This is a genomic window from Peribacillus kribbensis DSM 17871, assembly GCF_000430765.1.
Classification (GTDB): domain Bacteria; phylum Bacillota; class Bacilli; order Bacillales; family DSM-1321; genus Paraperibacillus; species Paraperibacillus kribbensis.
On the sequence record NZ_AUMQ01000041.1, the window covers coordinates 15,058 to 28,159 of the forward strand.

Sequence of the window (13,102 nt, forward strand, 5' to 3'; positions counted from 1 at the left end):
CTATGGAAATCATCGTTATCAAATGCGGAGGAAGCACTTTGAATAATCTATCAGAATCATTTTTTGAGAGTCTGATAGAGCTGAAGCAGGATGGCCGTCAGCTGGTCTTCATTCATGGAGGCGGCCCTGACATTAATGAAGCATTAAAGTTATATGATATCCAGCCTGAATTCAAGGACGGACTGCGGAAAACAACACCTGACGTCATGGAAATCGTGGAATTGGTGCTAGCGGGCAGGACGAACCGGAAGCTTGTAGAGATGCTGGGGCAAAAAGGCTTTAAGGCTCTAGGGCTGAATGGATCGGACTGCGATATCCTGGAAGCTGATTATATCGATGAGGAGAATCTGGGGCAGACGGGTAAAGTGACCGCTGTGAACAAGGAACTTTTACTTTTCTTATTGCGGGAGGGATATACCCCTGTCCTGACGCCGATTGCGAAAAAAGGCGGGCAGAAAATGAATGTGAATGCGGATATGGCGGCCGGTGCGGCTGCTGCGGCACTGGGCGCAGAGATTTGCGTGTTTATAACGGATGTAGAAGGAGTCATGAAGGAAGGGTCTGTCCTTGCACAACTGACAGAACAGGAAACAAAGACCCTTATTGAGGATGGGACCATTTATGGAGGAATGAAGCCGAAAGTCGAGACGGCATTATCGGTTCTTGAACAGGGAGCCGGCAAGGCAATGATTGCAAGTGGAAAGATTTCTTTTTATCAAGAAGGAAGGTTTACCGGCACGGCTTTTATTGCGGAAAGTAAATCAGTCAAGGAGGCAGTCAAATGAGCAGTCTTTTTCCAACATATGCACGATGGAACATCGAGCCTGTAAAAGGAGAAGGAACAAGCCTGGTGGATCAATCAGGGAAGGAATATCTAGATTTCACGTCTGGGATCGGTGTGCTGAATCTGGGGCACTGTCATCCTGCTGTAACAGAAGCAGTAAAGGCGCAGCTTGAGGCGCTCTGGCATACATCGAACCTTTTCACTTTACAAATCCAGGAAGAGGCTGCTTCTCTGTTAACCGGGCTATCTGGACTGGATCGTGTCTTCTTCTGTAACAGCGGGGCAGAGGCCAATGAGGCGGCCATCAAGCTTGCCAGAAAAGCGACAGGCAGATCGAAGGTGGTTACATGCCTTCAGTCATTCCATGGCAGAACATTTGCTACCATGGCCGCGACCGGGCAGGAGAAAGTCCGGACCGGCTACGGAACAATGCTTGAATCCTTTTCGTATGTAGAATTTAATAATCTGGAGGCACTGGAGAGGGCATGCGGTGAGGATACTGCAGCAATCATGGTAGAAATGATCCAGGGAGAAGGCGGCATCCGTCCGATTCAAGAGGGTTATATTGAGAAAATAAAGGAAATCTGCCAGAAAACAGGCGCCCTCCTTATAGTGGATGAAGTGCAGACAGGCATCGGCAGAACAGGGAAAGCATTTGCTTTTCAGCATTTTAATCTCCAGCCTGATATCGTAACATCAGCAAAAGGGCTGGGCAATGGGCTGCCTGTAGGAGCGATGCTTGGCAGTGAGGTGCTTTCAGCACACTTTGGCCCGGGGAGTCACGGATCTACATTTGGAGGAAATCCGGTATGCTTAGCCTCTGCTAAAGCAGTTTTAAAAGAAATCTCCAGGAATGGATTTCTGGAGGAGGTAAATGAAAAAGGAAAGCTTCTTTTGCAGGGGTTAAAGGATGGTTTAGGAAATGCAGAAGTCGTAAAAGAAATCAGGGGCAAAGGCCTCATGATCGGAATAGAGTTAAAGGAGGAAGCTGCTCCATATCTGGAAGTCTTGCAGGATAAAGGACTGCTTGTGCTGACAGCGGGGCCAAACGTGCTCCGTCTGCTCCCGCCGCTTACTGTGACGAGAGACGAAATTCAATCTGCGGCTAATATGATTTCAGGTTTATTCGCTAAAAAGACCCAGGCTGTTTGATACCTAGGGTTTCTATGGATAAAAATGTATAAAAATACGATTGGATATATAAATATACAAGTTGTGAGGGTGGACTATGAAAGGATATCTACATTTGCAAAGCGGAAATTGTTTTGAAGGGAAATGGCTTACGAAAGCGCAGGAGGCAGAAGGTGAGGTGGTATTTTATACAGGCATGACCGGCTACCAGGAGGTTTTGACAGATCCATCCTACCGGGGGCAGATTATTGTATTCACCTATCCGCTGATTGGAAACTATGGAATCAATAAGGAAGATTTTGAAAGCAAGATTCCTCATGCAGCAGGCGTGGTGGTCTTTAAAGGAAATATGGAGCATTCACACTTTCAGGCTGAATGCTCACTGGCTGAATATCTGGATAAGTGGAATATCCCAATGCTTGGAAAAGCAGATACCAGAGCGATTGTCAAGAAAATCAGAAGAGACGGATCCATGCAGGGAAGGCTTTCTGCTGCAGCAGACTCGCTTCCAACTATGAAGGAAAGAAGTACCGTTATCAGCGAGGTAGCTTCGACTGAGCTTAAAACATATGGCAGAGGGAGCCAGCACATTGTCTTGATGGATTTTGGCTTTAAACACTCCATTCTGGAGGAGCTGGTAAATCGGAATTGCAGAGTGACGACTGTCCCTTATCGTACTTCTATAGAAACGATCAAATCACTGAAGCCTGACGGTATTGTTTTGTCAAATGGACCCGGGGATCCAAAAGCGATGGCTGGGATTCTTCCATCCATTAAGAAAATTGCCGAGAAGTATCCGACCTTAGGAATATGCCTTGGCCATCAGCTCCTGGCCCTGGCCTTTGGAGGCAATACAGAAAAACTGTTATTTGGACATAGGGGAGCCAATCAGCCCGTCATGAATGTAAAAACAAAAAGGGTCCTTATGACATCTCAGAATCATGGATATGTAGTACAGGAAAAGAGCCTTGCCCAAACCCCGCTGCAGGTTCTGTATAAAAATGTGAACGACAAAAGCATCGAGGGTCTTGCACACAGCACCCTGCCGATCATTACAGCCCAATTCCATCCAGAGGCAAATCCAGGGCCGTGTGAAAGCAATTATTTATTCGATGAATTTCTAGAAATGGTTAAACATCAGACTGGGAGAGAGAAAGCATATGCCTAAAGATCATACCTTACAATCCATCTTAGTTATCGGATCAGGCCCCATCGTGATTGGCCAGGCGGCAGAATTTGATTATGCGGGAACACAGGGCTGCCTTGCCCTGAAAGAAGAAGGATACAGGGTCATATTGGTGAACAGCAATCCTGCGACCATCATGACGGATGAGATCCATGCGGACAGCGTGTATTTTGAACCGCTCACCGTGGAAGTCATTGATCAAATCATTGAAAAAGAGAAGCCGGATGGACTGCTCGCAACCCTTGGGGGGCAGACGGGCTTGAACCTTGCCTATGAACTCCATGAATCTGGCATTCTTGAAAAGCATGGAGTCCGTCTCCTCGGCACTCCTATAGAATCCATAAAAAAGGGGGAGGACCGTGAGCTTTTCCGTTCCCTTATGTATGAGATTGATGAGCCTGTGCCTCACAGCAAAATCATTCATGACATGGAAGCAGGCATTGAATTTGCGGAAGAAATCGGATTTCCCATCATCATCCGCCCTGCCTACACGCTTGGAGGAACAGGCGGGGGGATTGCTGGAAATATGTCTGAATTTAAAGAGCTAGTCAGATCGGGCCTGCAGGAAAGTGCCATCACACAGTGCCTGATCGAACAGAGCATTGCGGGATTTAAGGAAATTGAGTATGAAGTGATGAGGGATGCCTCGAATACTTGTATTACCATCTGCAATATGGAAAATATTGATCCTGTAGGGATTCATACAGGGGATTCTGTGGTTGTGGCCCCTTCTCAGACCTTGACGGATCAGGAGTATAATATGCTGCGTTCTGCATCCATCAAGATTATTTCTTCCCTTGGAATTATCGGAGGCTGCAATATCCAATTTGCGCTTGACCCTGCTAGCAAGCAATATTACTTGATTGAAGTCAATCCAAGGGTCAGCAGGTCGTCAGCCCTTGCATCGAAGGCAACGGGATATCCGATTGCAAGGATCGCCGCGAAGCTTGCAGTAGGCTATACCCTTGACGAGCTGATCAATCCTGTAACCAAGAGCACCTATGCAAGCTTTGAGCCTGCCCTTGATTATACTGTGGTGAAATTTCCGCGCTGGCCATTTGATAAGTTTCCAGAGGCAGAAAGAAAGCTTGGGACCCAGATGAAGGCAACCGGTGAAGTCATGGCGATTGAAAGGAGCCTGGAGGCTGCCATCCAAAAAGCGGTGGTTTCCCTGGAATTAAAAACGACAGGTCTGCAGCTGGATTCTTTGAAGGAACGCCCATTCACAGAACTTCTTGCTTCGTTTAAACAGTGCACGGATGAGCGGATTTTTATAATTTTTGAGCTGCTGAGAAGAGGGATGGGAATCGATGAGATCCATCGAGAGACAAAAATAGACTATTTCTATCTCAATGCCTTTAAAACATTGATTACGGCTGAGAAGGAAATCTTGAACTCTGCTGCTGCAGAAGTAACGAAGGATCAAATGCAGGAGTATAAAGATTTAGGATTCCCCGACCTTTTCCTTGCTGATGCCTGGGGAGTGCCTGAAAAGGAAATCCGATTCATCCGCAAAAGCATGGGAGTTATTCCATCCTATAAGATGGTCGATACATGTGCAGCCGAATTTGAGTCCACCACCAATTATTTCTATTCCTCCTACAATGGAGAAAATGAGCAGGCGGTGAAGGATGGCAAAAAGGTTCTGGTCATCGGCAGCGGCCCGATCCGCATCGGCCAGGGAATTGAATTTGATTATTGTTCGGTCCATGCTGTGTATGCTTTAAAGCAGGAGGGCTATGAAACCATCATGATCAACAATAACCCTGAAACGGTAAGCACAGATTTTGCCACTTCTGATAAGCTCTATTTTGAACCTCTTACCCTGGAGTCTGTATTGAATGTGATTGACGCGGAGGAAATTGATGGAGTCCTGATTCAATTTGGCGGCCAGACGGCCATCAATCTTGCCAGGGAGCTTGAGGAAAACTCAGTAAAGCTCCTTGGCACGAGCTTTGATGTCCTGGATCAAACAGAAGACCGCCACCGCTTTTACGAACTGCTTCAAAAGCTTGATATCCCCCATGTGCCGGGATATGAAGCCTCGTCCGAAAGAGATTTGCTTCAGCTCTCCCAGGAGATTGGTTTTCCTGTTCTCATCCGTCCATCTTATGTAATCGGAGGGAGAGGCATGAAGGTATTCCATTCTCTTAATCAGCTCCAGGAAGAGCTGGATGGCCGCTGGGATATTTCGTACCCCGTCCTGATCGATAAATTCATTCCTGGAAGAGAAGCGGAAGCCGATGTGATTGCCGATGGAGAAAATAGCTTCATCCCAATGATTGCAGAGCATATTGAAAGGGCCGGTATTCATTCCGGGGACAGCATGGCATATCTCCCAGCCCAGAATATCAGCGGCGAAGAAGGACAGCTTATCCTGGAATACAGCAAAAGGATTGCAGAAGAATTAGAGTACAAAGGGCTAATGAATATACAATTCGTACTTGCGGATGAGAAGGTATATGTTCTTGAGGTTAATCCAAGAGCAAGCCGGACGGTTCCTATTATCAGCAAGCTTTCTGGTGTACCTATGGTACAAATTGCGACAAAAATATTGCTTGGGAAATACTCTCTTGCCGCATTAAATGAGCAGGAGATGAAACCTTATCCTTTTGTCGCTGTTAAATATCCGGTTTTTTCAAATTATGCCTTAAGCGGCCTCGATACAAAGCTTGGGCCAGAAATGAAGTCAACTGGAGAAGGAATATCCATAAGCAGCAAAAGGGAGGATGCCTTAAAGAAGGCTTTTCTCCAAAAAAACCAGAATTTCAAAATCAAGAATGAAGTTTTGCTGAGCAGTCATGTAAAGCTTACAAATCAAGAGGCGGCAAGGATCAGACAGAACGGCTTCAAAATCTTATTATCCAGGGATATTGATATGAATACCTGGCTGCAGGAAGGAAGAGGAGCAGCCGTACTTGCATATGGGACCGCCGAGGAAGATCAAATGCTGAGAAAGCAGGCGGTTAAATTCCGGATGCCTGTATTTTCTCAGGGAGAGACCTTTATGGCTTTCCTGGATTCGATGAAATCAGCATCCATTGCAGTCACTTCCCTTCAGGAGTGGAAGTCAAATATAGAAGCAGGAGTGAAGTAAACATGATGATTCATGCCGCCCGTACAGATGAAAAAATAACCGATAAAAAGGACTTCCTGGCCATCGCGGATTTTTCTGCAGATGAGATTAAAGATTTTCTAGAGCTGGCTAAGAAAATTAAAGCTAAACGCGTGATGGGAGAGCCCTATACACCGCTTGCAGGGAAGACTCTCGGGATGATTTTTGAGAAACCATCTACAAGAACAAGGGTATCATTTGAAGCAGGCATGCTCCAGCTTGGCGGTCATGCCCTCTTCTTAAGCAGCCAGGATTTACAGATTGGCCGAGGCGAAACGATTGCTGATACTGCAAGGGTGCTTTCCCGTTATCTAGATGGGATCATGATCCGGACATTCAATCATGAGACGTTGGAGGTTCTTGCCAAGAATGCTGAGATTCCGGTGATTAACGGCCTTACAGATCTGAACCATCCATGCCAGGCCCTTGCAGATCTCCTGACGATCCATGAAATAAAAGGGGAATTGGAAGGCTTAAAAATGGCCTATATTGGTGATGGCAATAATATGGCCCATTCTCTCATGGCTGCCTGTGCCAAAATGGGGATCCACTTCTCCCTAGCCTGTCCAAAAGGGTATAAACCTAATGAGGAATTGGTGCTGTCAGCCGCAAAAGAGGCAGCGAAGAATGGAACGGAGCTAGTCGTGACCGATGATCCTGTCTCAGCTGTCAAGGATGCAGATATCATTTATTCAGATGTTTGGACCAGTATGGGGCAGGAAGAGGAAAATGAGATCAGGCTCAAGCATTTCAAAGATTTCCAAATCAATCAAGACCTGACACAGCATGCAAAAAAAGATTATATCTTTATGCATTGTCTTCCGGCACATAGAGGGGAGGAAGCCACTGCAGAGGTGATCGATGGAGAGCATTCGGTCATTTTCCACCAGGCTGAAAACCGACTCCATGCCCAGAAAGCAATCCTGGTCGATCTTTTAAAATAAATCGTTTTATTAAAAGGCTGTTTTTTTTACGCAAACTTTGTTGCTTTGGAACAAGGTGGTTGATTTCCATTCCAATGAACCTGTTTAATAATGGGATTGCCTTTCAGACTCTTTAAAAAACAACAATCTTTTAGACAAGAGCCTTTTGAAAGAAGGTCTTATACCTCTCTTGCTCACACAGTTTTGATTTTCCAGTAAAATCAATGTTTTTTACTTCGGAAATAACTGAAAATAAGAGAAAAAGGGGGGGATAAGATGCATTTTAGACCGGGAAGCAAGGCTCCCAATAACGGATACTATGTAGAAGTAGGCATCGGGGGCAGCATGGTGAGTAATCCAAAAAAAATACATTTGAATACGGGAGACCGTTTTCCTGATAATTCAAACGATGACCGGCATTGGGCGCATGCGCCTAAGCCGCAGCACTGAAGGCCGGATCATCAATTTTCTAAGAAAGAAGTGTCCCGCAGGGGATCACTTCTTTCTTTTTTGTGGTAAAAATAGAAGAGAGACTACATTTCAAGCCGAGGTGATAGAAGCTGGAATTAGAACATATGACTGTCAAATTACAGGAAGGCTTAATGGGAGCACAGCGGATCGCGGCGGAGTGGAACCATCAGGAAATAGTGGATATTCACCTTTTCCTCTCTTTTACTGATGATCCGGAAGGAATGCTTCCCAGAATCCTTGAGATCTGCTCGATCCCTGTCCGGGATGCCCGGGAATTTTATGAGGAAAAGCTTCGCCACCTTCCCCAAGTAACCATCCAGGGGGATAAACCGCAAGTATATATTTCCTTAAGTCTTCAAGGGATTTTCGACGAAGCTGAGCGTATAAAGGAGGACCTTCAGGATGAATATCTTTCTGTGGAGCATTTCATCCTTGCCAGCATAAAAAATGGCCGCCATACCTTCTTCGGGAAAAACAAGCTGAACTATGACAAAGTGTATCACGTAATAATGGACATTAGGGGGAATCAGAAAGTGACCAGCAGCAATCCGGAGGCCGCCTATGAGGTGTTGGCCAAATATGGCCGGGATCTAGTGGCAGAAGCAAAGAAAGGAAAAATGGATCCTGTTATAGGCCGTGATGCGGAAATCCGCCATGCCATCAGGATTCTGTCCAGGAAAACAAAGAACAACCCAGTCCTGATCGGTGAGCCGGGGGTGGGGAAAACTGCTATCGTGGAAGGCCTTGCACAGCGGATTGTAAGGCGGGATGTTCCTGAAGGACTTAAGGATAAAATCGTCTTTGCCCTCGATATGAGCTCGCTCATTGCAGGGGCAAAGTTCAGGGGGGAATTCGAAGAACGCCTGAAAGCGGTCTTAAACGAAGTGAAAAAAAGTGAAGGGAAAATCATTTTGTTTATTGATGAGCTGCATACCATTGTCGGGGCAGGCAGGACAGAGGGCGCCATGGATGCGGGAAATATGCTGAAGCCGATGCTTGCACGCGGGGAGCTCCACTGTATTGGGGCTACTACACTGGATGAGTACAGGCGCTATATTGAAAAGGATCCTGCTTTAGAAAGAAGATTTCAGCAGGTCCTTGTCAAGGAGCCTGATGTTGAGGAGTCCATTTCCATTCTGCGCGGGTTAAAGGAACGGTTTGAAATTCATCATGGAGTACGAATTCATGATTCAGCCATCGTATCTGCTGCCATTCTCTCAAACCGCTATATTTCGGACAGGTTCCTGCCGGATAAGGCCATAGACCTGGTGGATGAAGCGTGTGCCATGATCCGGACAGAGATTGATTCTATGCCGACAGAGCTGGATGAGATAACACGAAAGGTTATGCAGCTTGAAATTGAGGAGGCCGCCCTTACAAAGGAAACGGATGCAAAGAGCGTTAAGAGGCTCGAGCAGCTTAGGGAAGAGCTTGCCCAATTAAAGGAGCAGTCCCGTGAGATGAATGCAAAGTGGCTGGCTGAAAAGGCTTCGCTAGAAAGTGTGCAAAAGAAAAGAGAAGGGCTGGAAAAACTCCGCAGAGATCTGGAAGAAGCAGAAAATAAATACGATCTAAACAGGGCAGCAGAGCTTCGCCACGGCCTGATTCCAAGAGAGGAACAGGAGCTTAGACAGTTTGAAGAGGAGCTTAAAGCTTCCAAAACGGAAGCAAGCCTTCTGCGTGAAGAAGTTACAGAAGAGGAAATAGCCGCTATCGTAGCCAGATGGACAGGGATACCTGTGGCAAAAATGATGGAGGGAGACAGAGAGAAGCTTCTCCGGATGCCATCGATCCTCCACGAAAGAGTAATTGGCCAGGAGGAAGCGGTTGAACTGGTTTCAGATGCCATTCTCCGGGCAAGAGCGGGCATAAAGGATCCGGGCAGGCCTATAGGTTCCTTCATTTTCCTTGGACCGACGGGAGTGGGGAAAACCGAGCTTGCCAAGGCGCTGGCAGGGTCCTTGTTTGATAGCGAAGAACAAATCATCAGGATCGATATGTCTGAATATATGGAAAGGCATTCGGTCTCAAGATTGGTCGGAGCTCCTCCGGGATATGTGGGCTATGAAGAGGGAGGACAGCTGACTGAAGCGGTAAGAAGGAAACCGTATTCTGTGATTCTCCTGGATGAGATTGAAAAGGCACACGGAGAAGTTTTCAATATTCTTCTTCAGCTGCTCGATGAAGGAAGGATCACAGATTCACAGGGACGGACGGTTGACTGCAGGAATACCGTGATCATTATGACATCAAACATCGGCTCAGGCTCACTTTTGGAAATGAAAAGGGATTCTGAGGAAATCCCCGAGGGAATCAAGGAACATGTATTTCAGGAAATGAGGCTCCGGTTTAAGCCTGAGTTCCTCAACCGTGTGGATGATATTATCCTCTTTAAGCCGTTGACCTCTGAGGAAACAGCCTGTATTGCAGAAAAAATGATAGGAGAACTGGCAGCAAGAGCCGTTGATCAAAACATACGCCTGACCATAACAGATGCCGCAAAAAAACTCATTGCGGAAGATGGGTATGATCCTGTATACGGGGCAAGGCCGCTTAAAAGATATATTCAAAAGCACATCGAAACGGCGGTGGCGAGGGAAATCATCAAAGGAACGGCATCAGATTCCCTGACCATAGACGCAAAAAACGGAAGGCTGGAAATTTTAGTGAGATAAAGACTTGAAATTCAAATAAATCTGAATAACAGCTGCTTTTCAAACCTTAAATATGTGAAACCAGCTGAGTAAAAGGAAAAGGGACCCCGGTGAACGGAGTCCCTTTTCTTCCAGCCAAGCTGAAAGAAAATCAATGTTGAGTTTTCTTTACGGGTTCGTCAGGAATGATTGCACTCACAATCAATATCAATACAGTTACCACTACCCCAAGAATTGCACCTTGTGCATAATTTGGATCCACACCATTCATTGAGCTCACAACATATGTAAGCATTTCAACGAGTAAAAAGGTCCAGAAAAATGTCCAGAATACTTTCAAGAAGTTCACCTCATTCCTAGTGTATGTGTTCAGGAAGTCCTGTAGCCAAACAGATGAAACAAAATTAAATCATGCTGAAATAAAACGGCGGACCTTTATAGTAGTACAGAAAAGCCGCCAATAGCATCAACAATATCTTACCATAATTCAGTTTTTTAGGAAATGCTGATTTCTTTCTATTAGCAGATTTCCTAATATATAAAAAGGGAAAATGAAAAAAATATGCGCTTTTTGCCTGAAAGACCCATGCATGCATAAGCAAGCTATAATAGTATAGATAGAAAACAACTGTTTAAAATTCTATGAAAAGGGAGAACCCGGATGATCAACCAACGCAGCTTTCTGCTGGACGGACAATACAGCATGATTTATTATCCTGAACGGCCAAGCGGGTTCGCAGTCATGATCATAGGAGACCGGAATCATTTTGTTGAAGAGAAGACAAGCTTCTGGCTTCAGCATCCAGGAAGGAATGAAATTGTAACTCAGCTTAAATCGTTAGGATACATGCTGTTTTCCTCGAATTTTTATGGAGCAAGCTGGGGGAGCGACAGAGCTGCAGACCTGGCCAAAAGGCTTTATCACATGGTCATGAAAAGCGAGATTCTTAATGAGCGCTTTCATATTTTGGCCGAAGGTACCGGTGCACTGACAGCAATGAAGGTAGCAGATCTACTCAAGGACCAGATAAGATCTGTGGTCTTCCTCAATCCCTGCTTATCCTTACAAAAGAAAATCCAGAAGGAAAAGGAACAAAAATTCTTTTATAAAAAGATTATAAATGAAATATCCCATGCTTATGGATGGAACAAACAGGAAAGTGCTGAATTCTTACGATCACCAGAAGCAGAAAATCTTGAGATTTCTGTTCCTTTGAAGATTATCCATATCCTCGGCAATGGTGCAGAGGATCAGTCTGAACTTTATAAAAGCATCCAGAATAAAAGCCATCTGGAAATTCAATTTCTCCTGGCGGAAAAACGCTATAAAATTGCAGCACAGGCGCGCAGCTTTTTTAGGAAATATGAAACTATCCTATAGTGTAAAAGGAAATTCCTCTCTCTATCCGCATAAGATAGAACAATAGGCTTTAGGGAGGCGTCTGTATGACGAAATTTATCATAGCCCCTGTATTCCAGTTCGTAAACTTTCACCTATGTAAAAAGCTGCTTGATGCAGGTCATGAAGTAATAGGAATGGATGATACCCCTGAAAGAGAAGGAAGCTTACAGGAAAAGTACCTGGAGATCGGCCGGAATGGGAACTTTTCTTTTCAGAATCTGGAGGATTGGCAGGAGGTATGGCCAGCTGAAGGAAAAACGGAGTTTATTCTCTCTTATTATGATGTTTATAAGGGTCCTATAGAGGAGAGAGATGCCCGGCTGGAAGTATTGAAGGCTATTCAACAGGAAAGGTCCTTGCAGCAATCTGCCATTATCCTGGCTCCTGTTGAAATAGGAGAGGATCTCATCTGCAATAAGGATAGAAATAACGCAGACAGGATCATTCTTCTTCCAACTATCTACGGGCCGTGGCAGCCAGGTACGATGGCTTTTCAGTCGGTCTTAGAGGGTGAAACGAAAAAGATTGATGCCATAATGAGTGAGGAGTATAAAAAAGATGCTCTTTATGTGGACGATTTAATGAGCTGTTTTCCAAATATGTTATCCGTATCGGAAAAAAGGCTGCTGGTCAAAAGCAGGAACGGCGGAGGAAATCACTGGGAAGAATGTGCCAGGGAGCTGATCGAGCCTATCCGTATATCCGCTGAAAAGGATGATGAACATGGGCTTTCATCCTTTACTCCCTTCCTGGTGCAAGTCCAGACTTCTCCAAAGGAAGGGCTGAAAAAACAACTGGATCATTTTAAGAGAAGACAAAGGCTCATGAATTGGCCATGATTTTAAGAGGAAATATCCCTTTATCCTCCTTCAGCCATCCAAAAGAAGCTTGAAAAATGCGTAAATCGTTTACTTTAAGCTATAATAAGGAGGATTTAATTAAAGGGAGAGAATGATAATGGAACAAAACAAAAATATGGAATTTATGACGATTGCGATGAAGTATTTTCCTGAAGCAAAACAAAAGCTTGAAGAAGCGGGAATCGAACTTTCCATGGACATGCTTCCGCATTTTATGGATTTATTTCAAAAGGTCATGCAGGAAGCATATGAGCTTGGAAAAAAGGATGCTGCAGAGTAAATCTGGGTAACTGAAAAAAGCTGCATACGCAGCTTATTTTTTTTTCTTAAATAATTGAATAACAGGGGATAATTGTTTAATGGCAGGTTTAAATTGACTGTAGATATTCATAATGCTGTCTACATGGGTGAACAGCTGATCCAGGTCGATATTGGCCGTGAGATCTGTAAGCTTCTGAGCTGTGGATGTTTCTTTTTTACTGCTGGGAGCCTCAGGTTTCCTGCCGAACATAAATTCTGCGAAGGCATCCCCTCGCCTTTGTGAAGAATCCATCTTATTTTCCCTCCTCACTCTAT

At 45.1% G+C, this 13,102-nt stretch carries 12 protein-coding genes; 10 read left to right on the forward strand and 2 right to left on the reverse strand.

Annotation, left to right across the window (positions count from 1 at the left end; all coding sequences use genetic code 11):
- The first annotated feature begins 2 nt into the window (after window positions 1-2).
- From argB to clpB, 7 genes are all read left to right on the forward strand, one after another.
- Window positions 3-785 carry an acetylglutamate kinase gene (gene argB, locus H539_RS0109080; protein WP_026693259.1) on the forward strand — a complete coding sequence of 261 codons (783 nt, stop codon included), beginning with the start codon at window positions 3-5 and terminating at the stop codon, window positions 783-785.
- The gene (locus tag H539_RS0109085; protein ID WP_035322237.1) at window positions 782-1,936 is read left to right on the forward strand and encodes an acetylornithine transaminase; all 1,155 of its coding nucleotides are present in this window, start codon (window positions 782-784) and stop codon (window positions 1,934-1,936) included. The genes argB and H539_RS0109085 overlap by 4 nt, the downstream gene beginning before the upstream one ends.
- 76 nt (window positions 1,937-2,012) lie before the next feature.
- Window positions 2,013-3,083 carry a carbamoyl phosphate synthase small subunit gene (locus H539_RS0109090; protein ID WP_026693261.1) on the forward strand — a complete coding sequence of 357 codons (1,071 nt, stop codon included), beginning with the start codon at window positions 2,013-2,015 and terminating at the stop codon, window positions 3,081-3,083.
- Window positions 3,076-6,198: a carbamoyl-phosphate synthase (glutamine-hydrolyzing) large subunit gene (locus H539_RS0109095; protein ID WP_026693262.1), complete on the forward strand. Its 3,123-nt coding sequence runs from the start codon at window positions 3,076-3,078 to the stop codon at window positions 6,196-6,198. The genes H539_RS0109090 and H539_RS0109095 overlap by 8 nt, the downstream gene beginning before the upstream one ends.
- A 5-nt stretch (window positions 6,199-6,203) precedes the next feature.
- Window positions 6,204-7,160 carry an ornithine carbamoyltransferase gene (argF, locus tag H539_RS0109100; protein WP_035322246.1) on the forward strand — a complete coding sequence of 319 codons (957 nt, stop codon included), beginning with the start codon at window positions 6,204-6,206 and terminating at the stop codon, window positions 7,158-7,160.
- A 255-nt stretch (window positions 7,161-7,415) separates the two neighbouring features.
- On the forward strand, window positions 7,416-7,589 hold the full coding sequence (locus tag H539_RS30705) for a YjzC family protein (RefSeq protein WP_081415828.1): 174 nt from the start codon (window positions 7,416-7,418) through the stop codon (window positions 7,587-7,589).
- 110 nt (window positions 7,590-7,699) lie between these two features.
- On the forward strand, window positions 7,700-10,285 hold the full coding sequence (gene clpB / locus H539_RS0109110) for an ATP-dependent chaperone ClpB (RefSeq protein WP_026693265.1): 2,586 nt from the start codon (window positions 7,700-7,702) through the stop codon (window positions 10,283-10,285).
- 130 nt (window positions 10,286-10,415) lie between these two features.
- Here the strand turns inward: clpB and H539_RS0109120 are convergent, their stop codons facing one another.
- The gene (locus tag H539_RS0109120; RefSeq protein WP_026693266.1) at window positions 10,416-10,604 is read right to left on the reverse strand and encodes a YjzD family protein; all 189 of its coding nucleotides are present in this window, start codon (window positions 10,602-10,604) and stop codon (window positions 10,416-10,418) included.
- A 321-nt stretch (window positions 10,605-10,925) separates the two neighbouring features.
- Between H539_RS0109120 and H539_RS0109125 the strand changes: the two genes are divergently transcribed.
- From H539_RS0109125 to H539_RS0109135, 3 genes are all read left to right on the forward strand, one after another.
- Entirely contained in the window at window positions 10,926-11,645 is a 720-nt protein-coding gene (locus H539_RS0109125; RefSeq protein WP_026693267.1) for a hypothetical protein, read from the forward strand.
- A gap of 65 nt (window positions 11,646-11,710) precedes the next feature.
- Window positions 11,711-12,505 carry a hypothetical protein gene (locus H539_RS0109130; RefSeq protein ID WP_026693268.1) on the forward strand — a complete coding sequence of 265 codons (795 nt, stop codon included), beginning with the start codon at window positions 11,711-11,713 and terminating at the stop codon, window positions 12,503-12,505.
- Window positions 12,506-12,623: 118 nt separating this feature from the next.
- The gene (locus tag H539_RS0109135) at window positions 12,624-12,806 is read left to right on the forward strand and encodes a ComZ family protein (RefSeq protein ID WP_026693269.1); all 183 of its coding nucleotides are present in this window, start codon (window positions 12,624-12,626) and stop codon (window positions 12,804-12,806) included.
- Window positions 12,807-12,839: 33 nt separating this feature from the next.
- Here H539_RS0109135 and H539_RS0109140 read toward each other — a convergent pair whose 3' ends face one another.
- The gene (locus tag H539_RS0109140; protein WP_026693270.1) at window positions 12,840-13,079 is read right to left on the reverse strand and encodes a hypothetical protein; all 240 of its coding nucleotides are present in this window, start codon (window positions 13,077-13,079) and stop codon (window positions 12,840-12,842) included.
- Window positions 13,080-13,102: the final 23 nt, after the last annotated feature.